We start from the raw sequence: 25,032 nt of genomic DNA on the forward strand, positions 1-25,032 counted from the left end.
GTCAAATGATAGCACTGTTTCGAGCCTTTTGCTGTTGCCCGTTCTATGGTCGGGCCTCCGCGGCGGACAGGGTCATCGCGTCGGTGACGGGAGATGCCACAACGTCAAGCTCGGCATGCATGACCCGTTTGACGAATCGGTCCAGTTGCTCGGACGACTCGACGTCGCGTCGTACAAGGAAAGTGGTCAGCATCGTCAAGTTGTCGGCCAGGGGACGGATAACCACGTCGGGGTTGTTCAGCTCGACGATTCTTGCACGGCTCGAGAACCCGAGGCCGTAACCAGCCGCAACCAAGGCCATCATCAGATCGAGCGTGGGCACGCGTTCCGCCACGTTCATCTTGGATTCGATCGGTTTGAGCACCGGTTGAAGCTGCTGCCAGAAGCCCTCGCATACTTGGGGCTCGCAGAGAACCAGAGGGTGTCGCGCGATCTCATCAAGCGGAATCTCCCGATATGCCAGCAACTGATGTCGGGCGGGCAGGACGACGACCAGCGGATCATGCCAAACGGGTAAAGCCAGGAGACCTTTGGCCCGGTGGGCGGTCTGCGCCAGGCCGACATCGAACAGGTCGTCCTGCAGGCCCTTGATCTGCACCGAGGACGGCACTTCGCGAAGGCAAATCTCTACATCGGGATCCTCTTCTCTGCACTGGGCAAGCAGCGCCGCGAGCCGTGCTTGTGGAACGCCATCCGACAAGGCCACTCGCAGCTGTCCGCGATAGCCAGCCGCGGCGCCCTTGACACTGGCCTTGGCCTGTTCGACCACTGCGAAAATTCTTCGCGCCTCTTCCAGCAGGACGGTGCCGGCCCAGGTCAGGCGTGTACGACGTGTCGTTCGTTCGAACAGCTGCACGCCCAGGCGGTACTCCAGATCCTTGATGATCCGCGACAGGGGAGATTGCTCGATGTGCAGGCGTGCCGCGGCGCGCGCAAAATGCAGCTCCTCTGCGACCACGACGAAACAGCGAAGATGACGAAGCTCCACGTCTGTACCTCCCACGTCAGTCAGTGATGGGGTTCGGCCTGGGGTATCCACCCCGGCTGACGCCGGATATTGATCACTTGGAGCAACGCGCCGGCTAGCGCAACCGTTCCGGCGCACGCGGCCAGCGACCAAGTCGGCATCTGCAACAACAGGATGAAGCCGCCGGCGGCGGCGCCAATGGCGCTGCCCAGGTACAGCGCCGACTCGTTGAGCGCGATGGCCAGGTTTCCGTCGCCCTGGGCTTGTCTTGCAACGATCAGCTCATTGTTCTGCGGCACCTGAAGCGCCCAGCCAACGGCACCCCACGATACGATGGGTAATATGGCCAGCCACGCATCGAGGGATGCCGCAGCCGGCAGAAGGAACAGCGATGCGGCCAGGATCAGCATGATTGCAAGCACGAGCACGGGGCCTCGTACGCGGTCGACGACAGGCCCCACGAGAAAGCTGCCCAGCACACCGCCGATCCCCCATACCCACAAATAGGGCGTCACCGATCGAACCGCGCCGTAGTTCGGGTCGGCCAATAGTGGTGCGATGAAGGTATACATGCCGAGGCTCGCAATAGCTGCGAGCAGGGACACTAGCAGGATGGTGACGACATGCCCGTCAGTGAGAATCGCGAGTTTCTGGCGCAAAGAACTGGATGGCGCTACGGGTAGCGTCGGAAGCAGAAGGCCCAGGCCAACGAAGGCTAGCAGCCCAAGCAGCGTGACCAGCCACAGCGCCGCCTGCCAGCCCATCTGGTCGGCGATCATCAGACTTAGGGGGACGCCCAGGACGACCCCGCTGGCCATCCCGCCCATGATGATTGCTATCGACTTGCCGCGCCGATCGGCCGCGGAAAGTGCGGCGCAAGCCCCGATTCCCATCGCCAGGTAGACGCCGGCGCCGATGCCGGCTACAGCGCGCCATAGCATCAGCATGTTGAAGTCGCCGGCCAGGGCACTGGCCGCGTTGGCCACTACGAACACTGCTAGGGCAACGAGCAGTCCGGTTCGCTGGCGATCCGGCGGCGTGAGCGCGACGAATATTGGTGAGCCCAGGCCGTAGGCGAGGGTAAAGGCCGTGACCAGCTGCGCGGCGATCGCCACCGAAACCGAGAAGTCGCTCTCTATCATCGGAATGAGCCCGGCGGTGACATAGGACGCCATGCCAAGTGCGAACGCGCCGAGCGCGATCAGGTAGATGGGAAGCTGCTGGGAAGAACGGTTGCTCATGAGGCACTCCATGGAAGAGCAGGCGCGCACGGTCCCATCGAGACCGCGTCCGGATGGGGTTAAAGATCGAGACTGATGTCCTGCTCGGTCAGCCAGGTGTTGAGTCCCACGGCGAGTTCCATACCCATGCGGTCGTACATGGGCGAAATGCTGCCCAGAGGGCGCTCGAGGGTCTCGTTTACGCGCCTGGGATCGAGCAGCGCACGGACCGGGGCGTCCGGACTTCGCATGATCGAAGCTAGCGATTCGCGCAGCGCACGCTCGTAGGTAGGATCCTGGGTCGAGGGGTAGGGGCTCTTGACTCGATCGGTGATCGATTGCGGCAGCAGGTCCCGGGTTGCCGCCCGCAGAATGCTTTTTTCGCGGCCATCGAACGTCTTCAGGCTCCACGGGATGTTGAAGGCGTATTCGACCAGCCGGTGGTCGCAGAACGGAACGCGAACCTCCAGGCCAACGGCCATGCTCATGCGGTCCTTGCGATCCAGAAGGGTCTGCACGAAGCGGGTCAAGTTCAGGTAGCTCATCTGGCGCATGCGCCGCTCCACAGGGCTTTCGCCCGGTAGCACCGGGGTTTCGGCAATCGCCTGGCTGTAGCTGTCCGCCAGGAAGGCCGGCATGTCCAGCTGGCGAAGGAGGCCGTCGTCGAATAGCGTCTTGCCATCGAAATACTTGCCCGTGACCGATGCCAGCCATGGAAAGGTGGCTGCCTCTATGGCTGCAGGGTCGTGGAACCATCGGTATCCGCCGAAAACCTCATCCGCGCTTTCGCCTGACAGCGCAACGGTCGATAGCTTGCGCACCTCCTCGAACAGCCGGTAGAGCGATGGCCACATGTCACCCCAGTACGCCGGGGGGAGGTCGAGTGCGCTCACGACCTTGCTGCGCAGTGCAGGATCGGCCAGTTCGCCGCTGTCGAGGATGATTTCGCTATGGCTGCTACGGATGCGATCGACAAGATCGCGAACGAACGGCGCATCGGGCGTGCCGCGGACCGCATCGCTGGCAAATCCGCTGCCGTGGTCGTCGAAGTCGACCGAGAACGAACGGATGTTCCCCTTGCCGGCCGCCAGTAGCTTGTGGGACGCCAGCGCCGTGATGATTGATGAATCAAGGCCTCCAGAAAGCAGACTGCACAACGGCACGTCCGCCACGATCTGACGCTCGACGATATCCTCAAGCAGGTCTCGGGTATGACGGATGGTTTGCTCGAGGGAGTCGGCATGCTCGCGGGCGTCCAGGCGCCAGTATTGATGACGAGTCAGGCCCTTGCGGTCCACCCGGACGATTTCGCCCGGCAGCACCTCGCGCATGCCGTCATACACCGCATGCCCAGGCGTCTTGACCATCTCCAGTATCTCGCGCAGCCCGTCGGCACGGACCCTGCGCGGAACTAGCGGGTTTGCCAGCAAGGCCTTGGGTTCTGAACCGAAGATCACGCCGTCGTCGATTGGGTAGTAATACAGCGGCTTGACGCCCATGCGATCGCGGACCAGAAGCAGCCGCTCGTTGCGCCGGTCCCATAGTGCAAAGGCGAACATGCCGTTCAGAAGCTCGACGAAACCTTCGCCCCATTCGAGATAGGCACGCAGGACCACCTCGGTGTCGCTGCGATTGTCGAACCGATGTCCTCGAAGCTGCAGCTCGGCGCGCAGCTCACGGAAGTTGTAGATTTCCCCGCTATAGGTGATCGCGGCCGCCAGCTGGCCATCGTCCTGGCGCGCAAGCATCGGCTGCCGGCCACCCTCCAGATCGATGATCGACAGCCGGCGGTGCCCCAGCCCGACGGGACCCTCGAGCCACAGGCCCCCGGCATCCGGCCCGCGACGCGCCATGGTGTCCGTCATGCGCTGCAGGGTGTCGCGTTGCTGCTGCATGTCGAGGCTATAGGACAGCCATCCTGCAATTCCACACATAGTCTTCTCCTGGTTATAGATCAGCCAAGGCTTTCCACATCGCCGTCCTCGGCCAGCAAGGCACGGGTATCACCCGGGTTGTACCGGGCCGGTGGAGGGGTTTGCGCGCACCGCTCGAGCGCGTTGAGCAGCTGCTGAAGGTCGAGGGCGGTCGCCAGGTCGGCGAATGGCTGCGAAGGAGGGCGTTGGCACGCGACCCAGTGCACGAGGTCCAGGCAGAACCGCGATAGCTTGTGAAGCATCTGCAGGTTCGGCTGACTGGGCGACAGGACACGCTCGTGCACGACGAGGTCACGACCGTCGGTGTCGCGCATCCAGATGCGAAGGTGATCGTGGTCCCAACGTGGCGTATCGAAGACCAGCCTTGCGTGGATCAACTGGTCGGCCTGGTCGAGAAACGACAGGTCGACCGTGCGCTGCCGGACGACATTGACAAAGCTGCTGTAACCGCTGACGGTGGCCTCGCCAAGCGTCGCGGTCACCTGCAGCGTGTCGAGCACGGCCGGACCCGATATCGAAAAGTCGGATCGGGCCCCGAGTACGCCTGTGATGGTCATGGGCCCGGCGGCGGGGCAGATCCAGCGAATCAGGTCCAGCGCATGAATGGCCTCGCTGGTCACCCCGCACGTCGGCCGATAGTCGTTGATCCGGTCCTTGCCCCAGTGAAAGCTGGCGCGCACCAAGCGCCACTCGTGTCGGGCGATCCAGCTGCGCAGCACACGGCTGGCATCGGAGTAGCGCTCCACGAGGTTCAGCGCGAATCCGCGGGTCCCGGTCAACGCACTTCGTATCGCCGCCAGGTCATCGAGTGGTGTTGCCAGCGGCTTTTCGCAAACGACAAAGCCTGGGTATCCAGCGAGTTGTGCAAGTACGCTGGCGTGGCTGGTGTCGTTGACGCTGACGACGACGAGGTCAGGCTTGAAGTCTTGCAGTGCCCCATCGATACGATCGAAGTACCTGAGCGTCGTCTGTTTTTGCCTGTGGTCTGCGTATGCGATCGACAGCTCGATCCTTGCGGCCGCGGCCGCATGTTCGAATGCCGTTTGCAGGCGAAGCCCGGCATAGCCGAGCCCTATGATCAGAATGCGCAAGGGACTCATGACGGGCGTACCTGGCGAACCAGCAGGCATTCGGTACTCGTCTGGAAACCGAGCGTTGCGTAGAGCCGTGATGCGTCCGGCGTGGTCTGGAGCACCACGGTTGCGACCTCGCGGTTGTCGAACCAGCGCAACAGCTGCCGCATGAGCTGCCGTGCTATGCCCTGGGCCCGCCACTGTGGCGCGACCACCACCGACTGCACCCATCCCGAAAGGCCGTTGGGGTTCGCGGCGGTTGGCGCCCGCGCATCGATGATGCCGGTTGCGCACCCGATCACCTGGCCCGAATCGCGGTGTTCCACAGCCAGTACCTGTACGTTGTCGTTCGCGCCCAGGTGGTTGGTCAGCCAGCCGCGGTACGCGGCGCGCCAGCGCGCCTGTCTCTCCGGGGTGCGGCTGGAGTAGCTGGCGTCCGTACCGTCGAGCAAGAATGCGCGCAGCTCGATCAGCATCGCCACGTCGGCGGTCGTTGCGCTTCGCACGATGTAAAACGCATCGCTCATCAGGCCACCTCCGTTGCAAAGGCGGTTGAGGCGAGCGGTATGTGGAAATGCTCGAAGGTTTCGCGAAGGGCGGCGGCCAGGTGCTCGATCTGCTCCAAGGTGTGGTTGGGGGTAGCGTTGATGCGAAAGCGTTCGGTGCCAACCGGCACGGAGGGGTAGTTGATCGGCTGCAGGTAGACACCGTGGGTATGCAGCAGGCGCTGTGCCGCCGCCTTGCAGCGTTCGGCCTCGCCTACCAGCACCGGCAATACATGGGTCTGCGAGCAGGGCATGACTGGGATGTCCTGCTGCTGGAGCCTCTCGCGCAGTAGGGCGGTATTGGCATGCAGTCGGGTGCGCTCGTCTTCGCTGGACTTGAGGTGCTCCACGCTCGCCAGGCAGCCTGCGGTGACGGCAGGAGGCAGCGCGGTGGTGAAGATGAATCCGGTCGCGAAGGACCGAACCGCGTCGACGATGACGTGGCTCGATGCGATGTAGCCGCCGATCACGCCGATGGCCTTGGCCATGGTGCCCTGGATGATGTCGATCTGCGCGGCCAGGCCTAGCTCTGCAGCTACACCGGCGCCGCGAGGCCCATACATGCCGACGCCATGCACCTCGTCCAGGTAGGTCAGGGCGTTGTATCGCTTGGCTACCTCGACGATGCGCGCGATGGGCGCGATATCACCGTCCATGGAATAGATCGATTCGAACACGACTAGCTTCGGCTGACCGAGGGGGTAGCTCGACAGGATCTCAGCGAGGTGATCGGCATCGTTATGACGGAACACCCGTCGTTCGTTTGGTGTTGCGCGAATGCCGTTGACGATCGATGCATGGTTCAGCGCGTCGCTGGCCACGACGCAGTCGGGGATCTGGCGCAGCAGGCACTGCAGCGTCGCGTCGTTGGAACCGAAGCCGGTGGGGAAGACCAGCGCCGCTTCCTTGCCATGCCAGTCGGCCAGGCTGCTCTCCAGGCGCCCATATAGCTCGTGCGAGCCGCCAATGTTGCGTGAGCCGCCGGAGCCTGCACCGTAGGTTTCCAATGCCTGGTGCATCTGTCGGCGCACCACCGGATGCTGTGACATGCCCAGGTAGTCGTTGCTGCACCAGACGACCACCGGGTCCGGTCGGCTGCCGTCCAGCCTGGCCAGCGGGTATTGCCCGCAGATCCGGCTCAGCGTCGTGAAGGTGCGGTATTGGTTGGAGGACTTCAGTGACTCCAGCTGTTCGCGAAGCAATGATTGGTACATCCGTATCTCTCCTGGCGGTCAGGTCGCCTTGGCTCGACCAGCGCTCTGGGTCGGGCCTTGGGGACGACAAGGAGGTATTCTTAGTACCGCTTCAATGGGGTTACAATTTGACCGTTTATACTATTACTTGAGGTAATTGGATGAGCGCACCACGCAGCCTCGAGCGAAACCGGGCGGAGCTGGCGGACTTCCTGCGTAGTCGCCGCGAGCGCATTTCCCCCGAAGAAGTCGGGCTCCCGGCAGGCGGGCGACGCCGCACGCCGGGGCTTCGGCGCGAAGAGGTGGCCGCCCTGGCGGGGGTGGGTTTGTCCTGGTACACCTGGCTTGAGCAGGGACGCGAGATCGGCGTTTCGGCAACCTTCCTGGAGAACCTGTCCAGGACGCTCAAGCTCGACGCTACCGAACGCCGTCACCTGTTCCTTCTGGCTCATCAGCGACTGCCACCCGAGCCCGGCAAGACCTGGTGCGTGGTGCCGCCCCTGGTGCACCGGCTGATGGCCGACCTGCCGCTGCGGCCGGCCTATGTGCTGAACCTTCGCTGGGATGTATTGGCCTGGAATGCCGCGGCTGACCGTGTGTTCGGGTTCTCGAGCTTTCCGGTCGAGCGGCGAAACCTGCTATGGCTGCTGTTCACCGCGCCCTCGATCCGCTCGTTGTTCGATCCCTGGTGTGATCAAGCGCTACAGATCCTGTCGAGCTTTCGCCGTGACTTCGTCAGGGCACCGCTGGACCCGGATATCGGTGTGCTGGTCAAGGACTTGGAGAAGGTCGATCCGGACTTTCGTTCCTGGTGGCGACAGCAGGATATCCACGGACCCTGCCAGGGTATTCGGTACCTGCAGGTTCCAGAGGTCGGCGCGGTGGTGTTCGACCACACCTCGCTGACGATCGACGTGGACCGGGACCTGCGGCTGGTCTACTACGCTGCCAGGGAAGGGCAGGCACAGAGCCGTCGTTTAGAGCGATGGCTGATCGATGAGGTACAAAGCGCAGGCAGCGCCTCAAGCGCCCTCAGCCAATGACCGGCCCACGGGTGCGGCCGATCTTCCAGGATACGTGGCTGCCCGTTACCTGCGCCATAACCGCTTGCCCAAGCCTTGGCTCGATCATGGGCTTCCAGGGTACGAGACTGAAACCCATGCCGTCGTCGAGCAGGGCATAGCGCCCGCTGGCCAGTTCGATGCGTCGCCGATAGATCCCGCTGACGGGCTTGCCATCGATGAGTGGGCGATGACGCAGCCCGGTCTGTGCCTCGATGTCACGCGCCGCGGCAGCCAGTTCCTTGACTCGCAACGTGGCCAGCAGGTCGCGCGCGAACAATACCTGCGATCCGCTGCGCCGCGCCAATCCCTGCTCGAGTAGAAAGTCCGTGCGCTGGCGCATGGCAGCTTCCACCTGAGCACCGAAACCATGGTTGGCCAAGGCCTGTGGCGTGCCTACGAGCCGGGTGTCCAGCCAGGTGGCGCCGACAGTCGTGATCTGCCTCTCGAGTGGCAGGGCCGAGTGCAGGCTTACTGCAACGCCGCCTTGGCGTCGCGCGTCGTATCGCTGACCTTGCTCGGCCAAGTCGCCTGGCACTCGCCATACGCCTTCGCCGAGGCGCTCGACGATGCCCGCGCGACGCAGCGCTTCGAGCCGTCTGTCGTGGGCGTCGAGCAGCGGCTCCGGATCCTTGCCTGGAGCTTGCGCGAGCAGAAGGGTGCGGTGCCGATCGCGTGCGTAGAGCCCATCGGCTGCAAGCCACGCAATCCGTGCATCCATCGGACGCGGGTCGACCGAGGCCGTTGCCTCGATCACCGATGCAAGGGGAAAGTCCGACAGCTGTGCGCTTGGCGGCAGGCTGAGGTGGTGGGCCTTGCCGTCTATGCCATCGATGACCAGATAACCTTGGTCATGCAGTTCGCCGGCTAGTCCCTTGGCCACCAGGCACCCGATCACGGTTCGACCGGAACCGGTTTGCACGATCTCATACTCACGCTGCTGGCCGCCTATGGCACGCTGCATCGTGCGCAGGATGTCGCCCCGTTCACCAAGTGTTCGCAACGTCCGTTCGGCATCCGGTGACAGATGCCAGTGTCCCGTGCGCTCCTCGCGTGCCAATCCTAGACGCTGCAGGTACTGCAATCGGCCGAGCAACTGCTGGCGGCGCGAATGATGGGCAAGCGCCTGCGGTCCGAGATGCCCGGCCTGTGCTTGTCGCGAAAGTGTGCGATCGAGGCCTGTCCAGCGGTCCTGTTCCACCTCATGATCAATGCTTGCGAGGATCTCCCGCTCGGTGCGCGGACCCAGCCATTCGGTGGCCAGTTCGCCGGCGCGATGACGCATGCCGTGGGCAATGTAGTCGCGGGCAATGACCAGGTCCCGCCCGGTTTCGTCCTTGCCGCGCAGCACAACGTGGGTGTGCGGGTTGTCGGTATTCCAGTGGTCGACGGCGACCCAATCCAGGCGAGTACCCAGGTCGCTCGCCACGCGATCCATCAGGTGACGGGTGAAGGTACGCAAGTCCCCTAGCGACTGGGCATCTTCAGGAGAAACGATGAAGCGAAACTGGTGGCGATCATCCCGGCCGCGCGCCTCGAATGCCTCCAGGTCCGCCCGAGCGGTCGCAGGTCCATAGGCCTGGCCCGCTTCCCCTTCGCGCCCCACGCCCTCGCGCTCGATGTAGCGAAGGTGCGTGGCGATCGAGCGTCGGCCGGCCCGGCTCAGGTTCACGAGCCGTGTCTTGATCGTCACTCGGCGGCCGTTGGCCTGGCCGCCGGAAAATCGAGCCGCTACATGGCCGCGACCGAGGCGGGCGCCAGGCTGGTGCGCGACGCGCTGGGGGATAGCGCCCGCCTTGCTCGACTGGCGCAGGATCCGGGTCACGAAGGACTGGCTGCGCTGGTAGGGGGCGCCCACCTTGGGCTGGAATCGATCCTCTGGTGTGTTGTCCCGGTCGCTCATCGATACACTCCAACACCGGCGTAATGCGGCGTAGCTGCACCTTCCCGAAGCAGTATTTGCATGCCTTTCGACCGCGGCAGGCACTTCATCCACGCTATGGCGTGCCGTTGCCAACCCTTGTGCAGACCGCATTCGTACGCCATTTCGTGACGCCCCCTTTTATCTTGCCCTCTTCTGCCTCTCGCCCTTTGCACCTGCACTGGCCGCTATTTCACGAATAGCGGCTGGGCCTTGCCCAGCACCGCCTCCGTCCTGACCGGGCCGAAGTACCGGCTGTCGAACGAGTCGGCGCTGTCCGGCGCGAGCAGCAGAAGCTCGTCGCCGACCAGTGCTCGGCACTCCCGCCATCGGGGCATCAAGCGATCGAGCCGATCTCGCGACCGGGCATGGGCGGCTGCCTGGCCATCGACCATCAGGTGCTTCCCAACAACGCATACCCGTTGCGGTGCGGTCGCGAAGACTGGCTTGAGCAGGGGCACCCCTGCTGGCAGGTAGCCGCGCTCGCCGGCCAGTTGTGCCGACGCACCGGACAGACGCACGAGCACCAGGTCTCCCACCTGTATCGCAGAGCCAGCATCGACTCGGTACCAGCCGCTGGGTACGCTGGTGGACGCGTTGTAGATCACCTGCACGGGCGGGTTCACAAGCACCAAGGGCACGGCCAGCAGCGAGCCGACGATCACCAACGGCATGCCGGCCCGGGTTGTGAAGCCACACCTCATGGCAGGCGCTCCGGGAAGCGCGCTTCGAGCAGGTCACGCAGCATCTCGGCCACAGTGATGCCCTCGCTGAAGGCGGCCATCTTGATACGGGCGCGTAGGGCAGGGGTGATGTCCAGCGTCAGGCGCGCCGTATAGACATCGCCCTTGCCGAGCGCACGTTTCGCCTCCTGGCGTATCCATGCCTGGGCCTGCGGATCGGCCAGCGGCCGGGCGCCGATGCCGACGCGCTTGACGCTCATGGCGCCCACCCGAGCAGCTCATCGACCAGTGCACTGATCTCCCGGGCGGCAACGCCTTCCGGAAGGAGCTCGCAGGCCAGGCGCCCGGCCGCTGCGCTGTCGGCAAACACGATGCGTTGCCGCACCTCCGCCCGCAGTGCCGGAAGCGGTTGCTCGGCGAGTGATTCGCGCGCCTCGCGACCGATCACAGTGGTGCTGACGCGCCGATTGATTGCAAAGGCGGCGCGAAGCGAAGGCTTGTATACCTGCGCCTCGTGGATGAGATCGACCATCTCGGCGCTGGCCCAGAAGTCGAAGGGGCTGGGCTGCACTGGGATCAATACCCGGTCGGCCGCCATGAGCGCCGACCGCGCCAGGGCGGCGATCCGCGGCGGGCCATCGATGATCAGGTGATCGGCCCCGCGCGCAAGCGCCGGCGCCTCCTGGTGCAGCGTTTCGCGTGACAGCCCCACGGCACCGAACAGCCTGCCGAGCCCCTGTTGCGCACGGCGCTGCACCCAGTCCAGTGCGGAACCTTGGGGATCGGCATCGAGCAGGATCACCGTCTTGCCACGCAGTGCCAGTTCACCGGCAATGTGGGTCGCCAGCGTGGTCTTGCCGACCCCGCCTTTCTGGTTGAGCAGCGCGAGGATCATCGGTCTTTCCTTGCCGGCGCTGCAGGATCTCGCCGGGTTATCCAGAGCCCCATGCCGCCCCAATAAAAAGTTAGAGCTATACGGTTAGTTAAGTTAAGGCAGGCTGCACGCCGCGGTTTAACTGCTCTGGAGCGTGTTAGGTACGCCCGATAGCACGATACGGCTGCGCTTGATAGCACGAGGCTCCTTGCGCCTGATAGCACGACAGGTTCCACAGCTTGTGCGCGGCTTATCCCCGTGCCGTTTGCGGCACGGGCCTGAATGCCAGCAGGTCCGTGCAAGGGGCAATGCGCAGAGTGCTCAGGTGATAGCCGGGAAGCGATTGCCGGGCAACCAGGGCACGCAGGTCGCAGGCAAAGTCCGAGTAACGGGCAGCGCTGCCTGACTTGCGATGCAGGTGCCGGAAGTCGAACTGCCAGCCATCCGGCTGATGTCCGCCATGCTTGCGCACCAGTCGATAGAGCCAGCGCTCGATGCCTCCTGTCAGCCGAAAGTAGGCCGGGTCGATGGTCAGCACGAGCGCGCGGTCCAGTACACCGGCATAGAACCAGTCCGGCAGGACAAGCTCGATCCCCAATGGCTTGCCGTCGTGCGCGGCAAGCTCCTTCCACTCGTTTATCCATGAGAAACGGTGCAGACGACGCCCCGTCGTCTCGCGTATCGAGGTGGCGACGCTTGTGGTCTGTAGTCGATCCAGCGCTGCCTTCAGGCGTACGTAGTCGCGCTGCGATGTGCCGCGGCCGATGAAGCGCAGGATCTCGTAGGGCGTGGCCCGGATCAGGCGGGACGTCCTGATGCCCGCATCGCGCGCTTCTACCAGCTGGCTTGCCGCCCAGATCAGCACATCGGCATCCCATATCGTCGCAATGCCATGCTCGAGCGTGCCCTCGACGCGCACCGTCACGGTCGACGAGCGAAAGTCGATGGGCGCCGTGCGGCGCGATTTGCCGAGCGAGAAGAATGGGTTCGCCATCAGGTCCTGGGCATCGCGCGGCGCCATGTCCCCGGGCAGGGCACGAAAAGGGGACAGTGGCCTGTCCCGGGCAGGCGGCTCGGGTAGGGCGTGCATCTTCGGCAATCGTCTCAACGGCCATGGCGCGTCGCTCCCTGGTGGCGCTGCAGATAGTCGGGATCGAACGTGGTTTCGAAGCTGCGGGCATCGGCCCATGCCTGCAGGTCCGTCAGCGCGTACATGACGCGACGACCAAACTTGCGAAACCGCGGCCCCCCGCCAATTACGCGTTGCTTTTCGAGTGTGCGCGGTGACAGGCGCAGGAACACGGCAGCCTCGGTATTGGTGAGGTATGACGGCGTGTCGGACGCCAATGTGTGCGACGGGCAGGGCGGATTTGCCGTACGGCGAGCGTGTGGCAGCGGGTCCGCTGTCGTGAGACGATGCGAAAGTGGCATGAGAGGGGCTCCCGTTTGATGGAGGCCTACCCTGTGCCGGTTAGGGGGTGCCGATCATGCCGGCTTGGGTCTTAAGCAAAGCGACTGAGCCACAAGAAACCTATTTCGGCGCGCTCGGTCAGGTTGCTGCGTTCGCAGGGTAAAACCAATCCGTTGCGGTTCGTGTGGATGGCCTGGGCGCCGCGTCGATGCGCCTTGCCGGCGTTTGGAACCCAGCGCGCCTATGGCAAGTTCAGTAAAAGCGCAAATCCGCCAAGACGTATTTGTCCAAACCCGCAACTGCGCTCAAACGTATTACGTGTATGTGGGTAAATACGTTTTTACTTTTTCGTCTGAATATAAGTGCTCGTCGCGTGTAACGTTCGACGCTGCGGGTTACTTCATTGTGTCCGGCCGAGCCCGATCTTCCATGCCCGACGCCGGGCCTATTCTGTTTGTGGTTTTCTAAAGAGGAATACGATGAGCAAGATCGCAGAATACAAGCGCCTTGAATCCCAACTTGCAGAACAACTTGCCGCCCTGGACAAGCTCAAGGCCGACAGTCAGTTGAAGCAGGAAATCGAGTTTGAAAATAGGCTCAAGGCGCTTCTAAAGGAATACGGGTTCAGCCTGCAGACGGTGCTGGATATCCTGGATCCACAACCGGCGGGCGCCATTCAGACGCGTAGCCGCCGTGCTCGCACGGTCAAGGTCTATACCAATCCGCATACGGGGGAGGTGGTGGAGACGAAGGGCGGCAACCACAGGGTGCTCAATGCCTGGAAGGCCGAATATGGCGCCCAGACTGTAAATGCCTGGTGCGCCTGACGTTCAGCAATCCTTCAGCTCGCCATCAACTGTTCCAGGCGCAGTCCAACCCGCTTGGCCTGCGCCGACAAGCCGGCAATCAACTCGATCAACCGGTCGAGTGCGATGAGGTCCGCCGCCGGCAGCCGGTCCTTCATGCCCAGCAGCTTGACCGTGGCTTCGTCACGACGCTGCCGTGACGAGTGCTCCACGTTGATCAACTCGCTGATCATCGTCTGGACCAGCACGGCCTCGTGACCACGGAAACGGCTTTCCAGAAGTTCGTCGAGCTTTCCCATGATGCGCATCAGGTGCCTCACCACCTCGACGGCTCGAAGCAGATGAATCCGTATTTCATCCTGAAGCGCCGCAGGGATAGCGAGGGTCGTCAATGAAATGAGGCGGGCAATCTCGCTGGCGTGTTGCGCCAGGTCGCATTGGGCGTGCAACAGGCTGAGGATGTCGCTGCGCGGGATCGGCATGAACAGCGAGTTCGGTAGATGCAGGCAGATGTCGCGCGCGACCCGCTCGCTTTCCTGGTTCAATTCGCGCACGTGCAACTCCGTGCTGGTTACGGTTGCCCAGTCTTCATCCAGTGCGCTACGCAGCACTGGCACGAGCAGTTGCACTGCTTGGTGAACCTGCGAGAACTGGTTGCGCAACTGCTTGAACGGGGAGCGGGCTATCAGCCCGCACAGCACGTTGTCTGGCACGCCGGCCTCCGCAATGAAACCTCATTGCCCAATTGAAGGCTGCGCAGTATTGCAATCGGATGACACAAGCCGGGTAGCAGATCGATAGATCCTGCGAGACCAATCGCCGTGCCCGGTGTGGCTTTATGCGCTAGTAGACGATGAACACGTGTACCTGCTCGAATCCCGTTTCGATGACCAGTACCTCGCCGCCGTATTCCAGGTCGCGTGCCATTGCGCTGTAGTCGATGTATCCGGCCAGGCTGTCGGGAATTGAGGTGGTCTGCTCTGTCAGCTCCTGCGCATAGTCGGCCAGCGACGCGTAGCAACCGCAGTAGGCTTCATCGGCTGCCTTGCGTGCCTGGTCCAGGTCGTTGAAGTGGGCAAGCAGGGCCGCGCCCATGTCGGGATGCTCTTCGATAAAGCAGGCAATCTGGCGCACCCTCTCCAGGCGCTCGTACTCACCGACTCGGTAGCTCCCGAAACCCTCGAAGTCGTGGATCGCGTATTCCTCGGCGCCTTCGACCGGCGAGGTCGCTAGCATGGCGTCGACCTGTTCCTGGATGCCGTCCATGTCCTGAGTGGCATCGACCCAGGCGCCATGGAGATGGCCTGCGTTATAGGCAGCCAGGTCGGCGACATAGATCCGGATGTCTGTGCTCATCGCGTTCGCTCCTCAATCTGGAAGGGGTTCTGCGCGTTTCGTTGCGCATGAACCCCTGCCGACTAGGGCGACTAAGGCGGTCGTGAAAAAATCAGGAAAAATCGCGGAGGCTCCGCCCAGCGCAGCGGCCGGGTGGAAACCGTCTATTTTTCTTGATTTTGAGGGGGCAAGAACCCCTGCCTTTGGCTTTGGATCGAGCGTGGCTGTGGCCTGTTTTCGCCGGTACATCGGAATGTGACCGGCTCCTTAAAGCGCCGATCGCATGCTTTGGAATTGCGGCGAATGCGCTAATGTCCAACCCCATCCTATCGAGCATGATCCCCCCGCAAGGAGCGCAAATGGGCAGGCTGGTGCTGACACGACGTGTGGACGAACAGTTACGGCTGACACTCAAGCCGGGCGCATCGATCGAGGATCTGGCGATCGCGCTTGAACAGGTTGGCATCTGGATTACCGTGATGGAGACCGACACCGGCAGGGCACGCCTGGCGATCGAGGCGCCGGAGCAGTTGCTGGTGCTTCGAGATGAACTGATTCCCTGCCATGAGTCGTTCATAAAACTCACGGCCGGCTTCGAACCGGCGTAGGCGCGGCATGCACCGCGCGGCTCAGTTGGCTGTCGTGGTTGGTGGCCTACTGTCTGGCTTCGCCTGGGCCGACTCATTGGCGTCGTTCGGTCTGCGCACGACGGATGAAAGCGGCTGCCATCTTACCGACGGGCGCGGCTTCGAGGCGCCAACGATCGTCCTGATGGCCGGCGCCTACGACAAACTGTCCGAGGAATCGGCACTCGCGCTCAAGGTTATCGATACGGCCATAGCGTCCGGTTGCGACATCGATGAGCCGGATGAGCTCGGCATGTCGCCGCTAAACGCCGCGATCCTCTACAACGAGCCCATCCTGGTTGAGCGCTTCCTGCAAGCCGGTGCCGATCCTCACAGGCCGATCTCCAGTCCCAGGCGGGCGCTCGATGGCTTGGACTCATTTGGATTCCTGCGGTTGCTGCAAACCAAGGCTCCAGGACAGGGCAGGCAGGAGATTGGCATGCTGCTGGACGCCCAGAGCAAGCACAGGTAAGGCCTTTATTGGTCGCTGCGCCTGTTGAGAGAGTAATCACGGGCACCGTGGACCGCGGTACGTTCTGCCCTGAGGCGACTGCCATGATGGGACCGAACCAAGCAGTGGAACTTCATTTTTCAGGCCATGCCGGGCGGCAGGTCGAGCGGCGCGCGTCTTAAAAAACGGTTGACAAGAACAATTATGCACATGACCGACGGTTCCATCGGGACTCGCCCGGCTTAGCGCTGCGACCCTTTGGCGCATTTATTAAGTGACTGATTTTAAACGGATATCTGGAGGTGAACAAAATCTCGCCGATCTGTTTCCAGTCCGCGCCAGGCGGGCGTTTGCGGCAACGATCCAAAATGTGTTCACAGTGTTATCCACAGCTTCTGTGGATAACGAACCAAACCCTAACAACAACGCGGCTTTGGGATACTTAGCTTGCCTGCCGTATCAGCATACGCCCGGATTGTTACCGTCATGTGGTTACGTCCCACGCCCATTTCGCGCCGAGCCAGGCGGTGGCGGTCACCCTCTTTTTCCGGTCTTGAACTCTCGAGTTCCGGGGCATCGGGCAAGGTCCACGGTGCCAACGTACCGGTTGCCGTGTCCCATGACGCAGGCGACGCGCTGGTTGCGGGCTTGCTCCCAGGGCTTGGGCGGGTAGGTCCTGCTCCATGCCGTGAAGAGCTGGCGGTCCTGCTTTGAAAGCCGCAGCTCGTAGCGCTCGGCCATGTAGAAATAGGTGCGCGCGATCATGCCGCGCACCTGCTGGCGCGGCATGGCCTTGCGCGCCTTGAAGTCGACGACCATGGGGCAAGCGCCATACTGCCCCGGCTTCTGCGGCAGCCAGGCAAAGCTGTAGTTGCTCCTGTCGCCGTTGAGTTCGCCGATGCTGGGCACCAGGTTGTGCAGGTCGGCCTCGGCGCGACGATAGATCTCATCGTTCCTGGAACAATTGCTGCGCCCGCCCTTTTGCCAGCACCGACGCTGGTGACCGATCACCCAGGCCGGCACGATGTGCTCCCATTCGATGCGCGCAGCCCGCAGGGCGTTCTTGCGGGGCACGTAGCCGCAGCTCTTCAGATCCACCTTGTTCCCCGAAAAGCGACAGCCACAATAGAACTCAGGATTGCCGGCATAGAGTGTCCAGGCAACCTTCTTGGCCTCGGCAAAGGTGCGGGGCGCCGCAGCCCAGGCGTTGGTAGCCAGCGCCAACGTGAGCAGCAACGAAAGGATAGCTAAGCGAGCCATTGTTCCATCCATGGCGAGCGAGTGGTGTATGAATATACAGTTGTTCTGCTTGTTCGCCAAATGAACCGGTTTCCCGTTCAGTAGCCCGGGAGGTCCTTATCGACAGCGGTGGCACGCTTCGCTGCGGTCGTCGCTCGGCGCCGGGCTTTTGGACCGTTCGTCGGACCAAAACCGGGACGGTGCTGCGATGCCTGCAGTCGCAGCCCTTCGGGCCGATAGCAAGGCAATGCCGTTGCCCGCGAGGTTTTCCCCGATGTTGTCCCGACTGTCCATCCAGCTCAGGCTGACTGCGCTTGCAGGTTTGTGCCTGCTGGCCATCGTCACGTTGTTGATCGGTGCCTCGCTGTATCAGTCGGCTAAGAGCGCGGTGGTGGTTCGGGACAAGAGCGCAAGCATGCTCGAAGCCTCTGCCAAGCTTCGCATGCAGGCGCTCGCGCAAGCCGAATCGCAGCGCATACGCACCGATTTCATGGAAAGCTATGCCTATGCCGTGGGGCTGTCGGAGCAGGTCACGCTCCTGCGCGACCAGTTCCAGCGTGGCGACCTGTCTGCCCAGACACTACGGGTTACGCTCGCATCGAGGCTAGGCGAGGCGCTGAAGGCACGCCCCCAATTGCTGGGCCTTTATATGACATTCGAGCCCGATCGACTTGATGGCCAGGACGCACGGTTCGTCGATGACTACGCTGCCGGTAGCAACGAGAAAGGCCGCTTCTCGCTCTACTGGTCGCAGATCGCCAAGGGGCAGTTCCAGTCCGAGCCAACTACCGAACAGGAGCTGGCCGATACGACGCCAGGCCCAAGTGGCGCGGCCTACAACAGCTGGTACACCTGTCCGCTGACGGCTTCGACCCCATGCTTGCTTGATCCCTACCTCGACGATGTGGATGGGCGCGCCGTGCTGATGACCAGCATTGCCGTACCGGTTCACGAGGGCGATAAGGTCATCGGCGTCATTGGCATCGATATCAGCCTCGCTTCGCTGCAGGGCGTGGTCGAGGCCGCCAACCGCGAGCTCTACGATGGGCTGGGTGACGTCGCAATCATCAGTCCGGCCGGACTGGTGGCCGGACATAGCCGGCAGGCCGCCTGGCTGGGCAAACCGCTGGCACAGGCCTATGCAAGCCAGGCCAGTGGTATCGATCGCCTCCTGAAGGGCGGCGAGGCTTCTGCACTGGATGACGGCGAGCTCGTAGGCGTGGTTGCGCCTATCGTGCCCATTCCCGAGGTACGTCCCTGGTCGATCGTCATTCGGGCACCTCGGCAGGTGGTGCTGGCCGGTGCACTCGAACTCGAGCACGCGCTGGACGAGTTACGTACGAACGATAGCGTTTTTTCGATCCTCGCCGGCCTGGCTGCCATAGCCGCTGGGCTGGTACTGGTCAGCCTGATGGCCCGTGGCATCACGCGACCGATCCTCAGGGTGGCTGCAAGGCTGGAAGATATCGCCAGCGGCGAGGGTGACCTGACCCGGCGCCTGGAGTATGCGCGGCGTGATGAACTGGGCCGTCTGGTAAGCGGCTTCAACCACTTCCTGGACAAGCTTCAGCCGGTCGTCGCCGAGGTCAAGCGCTCGGTCCAGGATGCGCGCGGTACCGCCGATCGGTCGGCGGACATTGCCACGAACACCAGTCAGGGCATGCAGGCGCAGCTCAGCGAGGTTGAGCAGGTGGCGACCGCATCCAACGAGATGAGCGCAACCGCACAGGGCGTAGCCCAGAACGCGGCCGAGGCGGCCGAGGCTGCACGATCGGCCGACCAGGCCTCCCAGGACGGCCTGGACGTGATCGAACAGACGACCCGTCGCATCGAGCGGCTAGCCGGCGACATGAGCGCGGCCATGCAACAGGTCGAAGCACTGGCCCGCAGCAGCCAGCAGATCGGCCTGGTGCTGGAGACCATTCGTGCCATAGCCGAGCAGACCAACCTGCTCGCGCTTAACGCGGCGATAGAAGCTGCCCGCGCGGGTGAGAATGGCCGAGGGTTTGCCGTGGTAGCCGATGAGGTCCGTCATTTGGCTCGGCGTACCCAGGAATCGATCGAAGACATTCGTTCCGTAATCGACGGGCTGCAACACGGCACCGAGGACGTGGTCCGCGCCATGCGCGATGGGCATGCTCAGGCCCAGGAAAACGTGGCTCACGTTGCCCAGGCCGAGCAGGCGCTGCAGCGCATCGGACTGTCGGTGTCAGTGATTACATCCATGACTATGCAGATCGCCAGTGCGGCCGAGGAGCAGAGCGCAGTGGCCGAGGAGATCAATCGCAACGTGCAGGGCATCCGCGAGGTAACCGAGTCGCTCACGGCGCAGGCTGACGAATCCGCACGAGTGAGCCAGTCGCTCAACGAACTGGCCAATCACCAGCAGCGTTTGATGGATCAGTTCCGCGTCTAGATGCCAGCCTCGATCAGGTTCGGGGCTGTGAAGCACGGGCGGCGGTTGATAGGAACTACCGATCCGCCAGCGCGAGGTTGGCGCCCAGGCCAGCGAACGATGCTGCAAATCCGCGGCGCAACCAGGCCTGGACCCGCTCCGATTCAATGACCGCCTTTCGAAACGCATGGGCCAGCAACCCATAGCCGACGAAGATGACGAAGGTCATCAGCATGAAGGTCGCGCTTAACCCGAGTAGTTGCGCGAGTTCGTCGCCGGCGGCCGGTCGAATGAACTGTGGCAGGAACGCCAGGAAGAAGATCGTCAGCTTCGGATTGAGGAGATTGACCAGCAGCGCCTTTGCAACCAGGCCTCCGGCGCTCAGCGGTGCGCCGTTGCCGTCCATCGCCAGGTCGGATCGATCACGCCAGGTGATGTAGGCCAGGTAGAAGAGGTAGGCGACGCCTGCGTATCGCAGAGCTTCGAAGACTAGCGCACTGGAATGAAGGATCGCCGCGATGCCGAAGATGGTTGCCAGCAGGTGAGGGACGATTCCCAGGGTGCATGCCAGGGCGGCCATGACGCCCGCGCGACGGCCGTGTACCAACGCCGTTGAAACGGTATAGATCACGCCGGCACCGGGTATCAGCACGACGACCAGGCAGGTAACGAGGTAGTCGAGACTGGGCATGCGAACTCCTTGGGCGTGTGGATGTTAGGCGGTCCAGCATAGAACATCGTTCGACACCGCACGAAACCGGCGTTGTCCGTAGCCGGTGCAAGGTCGCGCGCGAGATGGAGGCGAGCGTGGCGTTGCGTTAGGATTAGCGTGAATGGCGCCCCGAAGGTAGGGGCAGGGAAGACCAATGAGGAGAGGCATGGATGGCGTGTTCCGCCACTGGTGAAGCTCGGGTTGCCGTGCTTGTCGATTGCGACAACGTAACGCCCGAGATCCTCGAACATGCATTGCGTGTGGTTGCCCAATTCGGACGCGTCGTGTTGCGCCGCGGCTACGGCAATCACGGCACCCTTGCCAATCGCTGGCAGGAGGCACTGGTGCGCCTGGCCTTCACGCCGTGCCTTCAATACCAGTACGCCGCCGGCAAGAATACGGCCGACATTGCCCTTGCGCTCGACGCGCTGGAGGCGTTGTTCGATGAGCGCGCGGACACCTTCTGCTTGGTAACGAGCGACTCGGACTTTGCTTACCTCTGTCGCAAGCTTCGTGAGCGGGGCGCAACGGTCTGCATCGTCGGTGAGGCCAAGACCCCGGATGCGTTGAGAAACGCCAGCGACGAGTTCTTCGAGTGGGTTCGACCCGCGCCAGAGCCGGAGCCGGCGTGCGGATCACCTGAACACTCGCCCAAGACGGCTGCCTGCCCAACGAAAACCGAATCCAAGCCCGAACCGCCCAGACCGCCGGTTAAGCGGCGTCCCCGCTTCGTGGTCGACGCCGTCGCCCTCATGGTGGCCGGCACGAACGAGGGCAAGGTTTCTCTGAGCGCACTGGGCCAGTACCTCAAGCGCATGGATCCTTCGTTCTCACCTAGCGCGTATGGCCATTCCGGGTTGCTGAACATGGTCAAGACCTATGACCTGTTGCAAGCGATCGAGGAGGGAGGTGGCCCCTGGAGCGTGGGCCTGGCCAAGGAGCCGGGAGCGGACGATTCGGCTGCATTGCACTAAACGATGCGTCTACCTCGAGAAAGGGGTCGCTAAGCATGTACGGCATTACCGCCATTACGCATTACAACGGCGCGAGGGCGTGGCGCGTCACGCTTTATCGCGCCGGCGCCAAGCAGGTCGAGAAAGAGTTTCCCTTTCTCAAGCATGGCGGAGAGCAACAGGCCCTGGCCAAGGCCCAGGCGTTTCGGGACGAACAACTGCTGCGCCATCCACCGCAGCTCAGTCGCGAGGTGAGGCAGCGGCTGCGCCAGACCAACACGAGTGGCCATGCCGGTGTATCGCGCTACCGGATCGGCAAGCATTGGTACTGGGTCGCCCAGACCAAACGGCGCGATGGCAAGCCCCTTAAGAAGTCGTTTCGAATCGATCGCTACGGCGACGATCAGGCCAAGGCATTGGCGATAGAGGAGCGCAAGCGGCAGTTGCTCCTGATCGATCACGTCGTCCTGCGCAGTGCCGAGGCCCAGAACCAGTATGCTCGGCTGCTCACGGATGAGCGTCTCGACACCGACGACCTTGGCAAGTGCCCGCAGTCCCCAACCTGAAACTTTGAATCCGGTCGTATTTCTCGGACGTTTTCTCGCCAAACGTGAATTGGTTCGGCGCTGCGCAAGAATTCGCCAGTGCTTTGCCGATAGCCTCCGCGCCTGGAACGAATGCCGGGCTGGCGCTTCGCCGCCCGACGCAAGGAAGCAGAGGAAACAGGATGTTCTCATCGGCCAACCAGAAACAGTTCGCGCTCAAGATTCTCGGCATCAGCCATGACTTCCAAGTCCTGTCGTTCAAGGGGCGCGAAGGCATCAACAGCCCCTACGCATTCGATATCGAGCTGATCAGCGATCGTCCGGACTTCGACTACCCTGCGCTGCGCGACGTGCCCGCATTCCTGGAGATCGACTCGGACGGGACGGGGTTCCACGGGCTGCTCTATAGCGCGGCTCAGGGCGAATCCGGCAAGCGCATGACCCGGTATCGGGTCACACTCGTACCGCAACTGCAGTACCTGGCGCACCGCCACAACCAGCGCATCTTCCAGCACCAGAACGTACCGGACATCATTGCCGCGGTGTTCAAGGATCACGGCATTCTCTCGGATCAGTACCGATTTAACCTCTCGGTCGCATATGAGCCGCGCGAGTACTGCGTCCAGTACGACGAGAGCGATCTGCACTTCGTGAATCGCCTGTGCGAGGAAGAGGGGATCCATTACCACTTCGAGCACGCAGCGACCGAGCATGTGCTGGTGTTTGGCGACGACCAGACGAGCTTCGCCCGACTGCCCGATGCGTCCTACCAGCAGGACAGCGGGATGGTGGCCGACCACCGCGTGGTCCGCGCGTTCTCGGCCCAGTCCAACACCCGCACCTCGCGCGTCACGCGGCGAGACTACAACTTCGAAACGCCTCGCCTGCTGCTGGAGGCCGCCCACAAGGGCGACGCATCGCGCGATCTGGAGGATTACGACTATCCCGGTCGCTTTGTCGACCGCGCCCGTGGCAAGCACCTGAGTCACCGCGCCGTCGAGCGTCACCGCGCCGACCACCATGTGGCCGAGGGCCGGAGCGATATCACCAGCCTGGTCAGCGGCCACTTCATGCCCCTCACCGAACATCCTCGGGGCGACTGGAACGACCTCTGGCTGCTGACCGAGCTGGTTCATGAGGGCAGGCAGCCCCAGGTCCTGGAGGAGTCCATAACCTCGGCCGACGAGGGCGATCCCGATTTCCAGCAGGGCTACCGCAACTTTTTCGTCGCAACGCCCTGGAGCGTGAATTATCGCCCCGCGCTGCGCCATCCGAAGCGCGTTATCAGCGGCAGCCAGACCGCGGTCGTGACCGGTCCGCATGGCGAGGAGATCCACTGCGATCAGTACGGTCGGGTTCGTGTCCAGTTCCATTGGGATCGGGAGGGGCAGGGCGATGACAAGACCAGTTGCTGGTTGCGTGTGTCGAGCAACTGGGCCGGTGGGCGCTATGGCGGGATCGCCATTCCGCGGGTGGGCATGGAGGTGCTGGTCAGCTTCCTCGAAGGTGACCCGGACCAGCCCCTGGTCACCGGCTGTCTGTACCACGCGGTCAACGAGGTGCCGTATGAACTGCCGGCCCACAAGACGCGCACGGTGTTCAAGACGCTGAGTTCTCCAGGCGGTGGCGGCTATAACGAACTGCGCATCGAGGACCGCAAGGGCGAGGAGCAGATCTACATCCATGCCCAGCGTGACTGGGATGAAAACATCGAGCACGACCAGCACGTCCGCGTCGGGAATGAGCGGCACGATATGGTCGAAGCCAACAGCTACACGGAGCTGCGCAAGGAAGAGCACCGTACGACCTTCCTGGATCGCAGGGTCGAGCTCAAGGCCGACGACCACCTGACGGTGGCCAAGGCCCAGCACATCAGGATCGGTACCGGGCAGTACGTCAGCGTTGGCAAGGAGTTTCATCTCTCGACGGGACAGAAGGTCGTGATCGACGCCGGCGCGGAGCTGACGATCCAGGCAGGCGGCAGCTTCATCAAGCTCGATCCGGGCGGCGTCACCATTGTCGGCCCCCAGGTCAAGATCAACTCGGGCGGCGCCCCGGGGCGGGGGCCAGGTGCCCAGCCCGTCCGGCCGGACAACAGCGAGGCGGTCGACCCTGGCATCGGCCCCGGCACGACCGTCGATTTCTATCGCACCCAGTCGCTGGCCGGCCACCTGCTCGTCGAAAAGAACTGCAGCCTGTGCGCGCAGGGCACCTGCGAGGTACATCACTATGCGTGACGTCGCGCCGATCCGCTCGATCCCCATGCCGTTCGATGAGTCCGGGGCGCTTGCCGGCGCTCGTCGGTTCGCCATCCTCGACGGCGCGTTCGACGAGGATCTGGCCATGCAGGTCTACGTCAAGGCCAACGATGGCCTGCCGACGTGGCACCCATTGGTCATCGACACACCCTACGCCGACCTCTACAAGGCCAGCCCGTGCCTCGTCCTGTGCGAAGACCATCCGGCGCTGATCGACTATGCGTCGGCCATGCTGGGCCAGCTGGACGCCGGCTGTGTGCTGTGGCTGGAGGAGGGCGACCATCCCGACCAGGCGGCTGCGCACTGCCGCAGCCTGCTCAGCGCACGTGACGAGCGCAACCAGCAACGCATGTTTCGCTTCTATGAGCCGCGCTGGCTCGAGCCGCTGTTCTCGGTCATATCGCAAGATGAGGCGCACGATTTCCTGGGACCATTCTCGGCCATTGCCTGGCGCAACGAGCGCGGCTGGCGCCAAGTTTCCCGCGCGGGTACCTGGAGCGGCGAGATCAAGGAGCACGGCTGGTTCTGGCTCGACGGCGAGCGCCAGGCCCAACTCGGCCAGGCGCGCTTGCCGTTGATCGCCGCCCGGCTCGCAAGCGACTACCAGCCGTATCACCCCGCTGCCACCGAGGAGCGCGTGCTCGAGGCCCTGCTGAAGGCGAGCACGTGGGGATACGACGACCTGGCTTCCCAGGAACGATGGCTGAGACTGGAGCTTCAGGCGCCGGCCGGCACGCTTTCCTCGGACCGCGCCCAACAGATTCTTACCCGCTCGGACCTGGCCAAGGGCGAGAAGCTCGACGCGCTCGAGCGCACGATTGCATAAGGAA

At 63.1% G+C, this 25,032-nt stretch carries 25 protein-coding genes and 1 pseudogene; 10 read left to right on the forward strand and 16 right to left on the reverse strand.

What is annotated here, in order from left to right; genetic code table 11:
* Positions 1-43: 43 nt before the first annotated feature.
* The 6 genes from U8L64_RS09415 to hemA are packed head-to-tail and all read right to left on the reverse strand — an operon-like array spanning position 44 to position 6,953.
* Positions 44-988 carry a LysR family transcriptional regulator gene (locus U8L64_RS09415; protein ID WP_077683096.1) on the reverse strand — a complete coding sequence of 315 codons (945 nt, stop codon included), beginning with the start codon at positions 986-988 and terminating at the stop codon, positions 44-46.
* A 20-nt stretch (positions 989-1,008) separates the two neighbouring features.
* A complete protein-coding gene (locus U8L64_RS09420) occupies positions 1,009-2,208 on the reverse strand; it encodes an MFS transporter (protein ID WP_081973335.1) in 1,200 nt (399 codons plus the stop codon).
* Positions 2,209-2,267: 59 nt separating this feature from the next.
* Positions 2,268-4,121, reverse strand: coding sequence for an asparagine synthase (glutamine-hydrolyzing) (asnB, locus tag U8L64_RS09425; protein ID WP_077683098.1), 1,854 nt, complete (start codon positions 4,119-4,121; stop codon positions 2,268-2,270).
* 20 nt (positions 4,122-4,141) lie between these two features.
* Entirely contained in the window at positions 4,142-5,212 is a 1,071-nt protein-coding gene (locus tag U8L64_RS09430) for a Gfo/Idh/MocA family oxidoreductase (RefSeq protein WP_043297407.1), read from the reverse strand.
* Positions 5,213-5,217: 5 nt separating this feature from the next.
* On the reverse strand, positions 5,218-5,721 hold the full coding sequence (locus U8L64_RS09435) for a GNAT family N-acetyltransferase (RefSeq protein ID WP_333396496.1): 504 nt from the start codon (positions 5,719-5,721) through the stop codon (positions 5,218-5,220).
* The gene (hemA, locus tag U8L64_RS09440; protein WP_333396499.1) at positions 5,721-6,953 is read right to left on the reverse strand and encodes a 5-aminolevulinate synthase; all 1,233 of its coding nucleotides are present in this window, start codon (positions 6,951-6,953) and stop codon (positions 5,721-5,723) included. The genes U8L64_RS09435 and hemA overlap by 1 nt, the downstream gene beginning before the upstream one ends.
* 140 nt (positions 6,954-7,093) lie before the next feature.
* On the opposite strand from hemA, the gene U8L64_RS09445 reads away from it, so the two are divergent.
* Positions 7,094-7,975: a helix-turn-helix transcriptional regulator gene (locus U8L64_RS09445; RefSeq protein ID WP_333396501.1), complete on the forward strand. Its 882-nt coding sequence runs from the start codon at positions 7,094-7,096 to the stop codon at positions 7,973-7,975.
* Here the strand turns inward: U8L64_RS09445 and U8L64_RS09450 are convergent.
* The 6 genes from U8L64_RS09450 to U8L64_RS09475 all read right to left on the reverse strand — a co-directional run bounded on the left by U8L64_RS09450 (position 7,965) and on the right by U8L64_RS09475 (position 12,902).
* Positions 7,965-9,896 carry a relaxase/mobilization nuclease and DUF3363 domain-containing protein gene (locus U8L64_RS09450; protein WP_077683101.1) on the reverse strand — a complete coding sequence of 644 codons (1,932 nt, stop codon included), beginning with the start codon at positions 9,894-9,896 and terminating at the stop codon, positions 7,965-7,967. The genes U8L64_RS09445 and U8L64_RS09450 overlap by 11 nt on opposite strands.
* Positions 9,897-10,102: 206 nt before the next feature.
* Complete coding sequence (locus tag U8L64_RS09455) at positions 10,103-10,588, reverse strand: S26 family signal peptidase (RefSeq protein WP_139346432.1); 486 nt, start codon at positions 10,586-10,588, stop codon at positions 10,103-10,105.
* Positions 10,589-10,614: 26 nt separating this feature from the next.
* Complete coding sequence (locus U8L64_RS09460) at positions 10,615-10,857, reverse strand: hypothetical protein (protein ID WP_043297406.1); 243 nt, start codon at positions 10,855-10,857, stop codon at positions 10,615-10,617.
* The gene (gene parA / locus U8L64_RS09465; protein ID WP_077683103.1) at positions 10,854-11,492 is read right to left on the reverse strand and encodes a ParA family partition ATPase; all 639 of its coding nucleotides are present in this window, start codon (positions 11,490-11,492) and stop codon (positions 10,854-10,856) included. The genes U8L64_RS09460 and parA overlap by 4 nt, the downstream gene beginning before the upstream one ends.
* Positions 11,493-11,721: 229 nt before the next feature.
* Complete coding sequence (locus U8L64_RS09470) at positions 11,722-12,561, reverse strand: replication initiator protein A (RefSeq protein ID WP_077683104.1); 840 nt, start codon at positions 12,559-12,561, stop codon at positions 11,722-11,724.
* A gap of 14 nt (positions 12,562-12,575) precedes the next feature.
* Positions 12,576-12,902, reverse strand: a complete 327-nt coding sequence (locus tag U8L64_RS09475) for a helix-turn-helix domain-containing protein (protein ID WP_156113668.1) — start codon at positions 12,900-12,902, stop codon at positions 12,576-12,578.
* 459 nt (positions 12,903-13,361) lie between these two features.
* Between U8L64_RS09475 and U8L64_RS09480 the strand changes: the two genes are divergently transcribed.
* Positions 13,362-13,709 (forward strand): histone-like nucleoid-structuring protein, MvaT/MvaU family, encoded by a 348-nt coding sequence (locus U8L64_RS09480; RefSeq protein WP_043296927.1) that lies wholly within the window; start codon positions 13,362-13,364, stop codon positions 13,707-13,709.
* Between the two features lie 14 nt (positions 13,710-13,723).
* Here U8L64_RS09480 and U8L64_RS09485 read toward each other — a convergent pair whose 3' ends face one another.
* Positions 13,724-14,401: a DUF47 family protein gene (locus tag U8L64_RS09485; RefSeq protein WP_189328006.1), complete on the reverse strand. Its 678-nt coding sequence runs from the start codon at positions 14,399-14,401 to the stop codon at positions 13,724-13,726.
* Between the two features lie 130 nt (positions 14,402-14,531).
* Positions 14,532-15,044 carry an antirestriction protein ArdA gene (locus tag U8L64_RS09490; RefSeq protein ID WP_333396515.1) on the reverse strand — a complete coding sequence of 171 codons (513 nt, stop codon included), beginning with the start codon at positions 15,042-15,044 and terminating at the stop codon, positions 14,532-14,534.
* 338 nt (positions 15,045-15,382) lie between these two features.
* On the opposite strand from U8L64_RS09490, the gene U8L64_RS09495 reads away from it, so the two are divergent.
* On the forward strand, positions 15,383-15,631 hold the full coding sequence (locus U8L64_RS09495) for a carbon storage regulator (protein ID WP_213663577.1): 249 nt from the start codon (positions 15,383-15,385) through the stop codon (positions 15,629-15,631).
* Between the two features lie 7 nt (positions 15,632-15,638).
* A complete protein-coding gene (locus tag U8L64_RS09500; RefSeq protein WP_333396518.1) occupies positions 15,639-16,121 on the forward strand; it encodes a hypothetical protein in 483 nt (160 codons plus the stop codon).
* A 513-nt stretch (positions 16,122-16,634) separates the two neighbouring features.
* On the opposite strand, the gene U8L64_RS09505 is transcribed toward U8L64_RS09500, so the two are convergent.
* On the reverse strand, positions 16,635-17,360 hold the full coding sequence (locus U8L64_RS09505; protein ID WP_052079020.1) for an endonuclease: 726 nt from the start codon (positions 17,358-17,360) through the stop codon (positions 16,635-16,637).
* A gap of 469 nt (positions 17,361-17,829) precedes the next feature.
* Here U8L64_RS09505 and U8L64_RS20350 point away from each other — a divergent pair.
* Both U8L64_RS20350 and U8L64_RS20355 read left to right on the forward strand, forming a co-directional pair.
* A pseudogene (locus U8L64_RS20350) lies at positions 17,830-18,897 on the forward strand (HAMP domain-containing protein); the annotation flags it as partial.
* 102 nt (positions 18,898-18,999) lie between these two features.
* Entirely contained in the window at positions 19,000-19,755 is a 756-nt protein-coding gene (locus tag U8L64_RS20355) for a methyl-accepting chemotaxis protein (RefSeq protein ID WP_442965283.1), read from the forward strand.
* 55 nt (positions 19,756-19,810) lie between these two features.
* Here the strand turns inward: U8L64_RS20355 and U8L64_RS09515 are convergent, their stop codons facing one another.
* Entirely contained in the window at positions 19,811-20,425 is a 615-nt protein-coding gene (locus tag U8L64_RS09515; protein ID WP_043296919.1) for a LysE family translocator, read from the reverse strand.
* A gap of 191 nt (positions 20,426-20,616) precedes the next feature.
* On the opposite strand from U8L64_RS09515, the gene U8L64_RS09520 reads away from it, so the two are divergent.
* From U8L64_RS09520 to U8L64_RS09535, 4 genes are all read left to right on the forward strand, one after another.
* Positions 20,617-21,420 carry an NYN domain-containing protein gene (locus tag U8L64_RS09520; RefSeq protein ID WP_043296918.1) on the forward strand — a complete coding sequence of 268 codons (804 nt, stop codon included), beginning with the start codon at positions 20,617-20,619 and terminating at the stop codon, positions 21,418-21,420.
* Positions 21,421-21,455: 35 nt separating this feature from the next.
* Complete coding sequence (locus tag U8L64_RS09525; protein WP_077683110.1) at positions 21,456-21,965, forward strand: AP2 domain-containing protein; 510 nt, start codon at positions 21,456-21,458, stop codon at positions 21,963-21,965.
* Between the two features lie 161 nt (positions 21,966-22,126).
* The gene (gene tssI, locus U8L64_RS09530) at positions 22,127-24,181 is read left to right on the forward strand and encodes a type VI secretion system Vgr family protein (RefSeq protein ID WP_333396766.1); all 2,055 of its coding nucleotides are present in this window, start codon (positions 22,127-22,129) and stop codon (positions 24,179-24,181) included.
* The gene (locus U8L64_RS09535; protein ID WP_333396527.1) at positions 24,174-25,028 is read left to right on the forward strand and encodes a DUF4123 domain-containing protein; all 855 of its coding nucleotides are present in this window, start codon (positions 24,174-24,176) and stop codon (positions 25,026-25,028) included. The genes tssI and U8L64_RS09535 overlap by 8 nt, the downstream gene beginning before the upstream one ends.
* The last annotated feature ends 4 nt before the right edge of the window (positions 25,029-25,032 follow it).

The sequence above is a fragment of the Pseudomonas sp. FIP_A4 genome (assembly GCF_036701605.1).
GTDB classification, from domain to species: Bacteria; Pseudomonadota; Gammaproteobacteria; order Pseudomonadales; family Pseudomonadaceae; genus Stutzerimonas; species Stutzerimonas phenolilytica.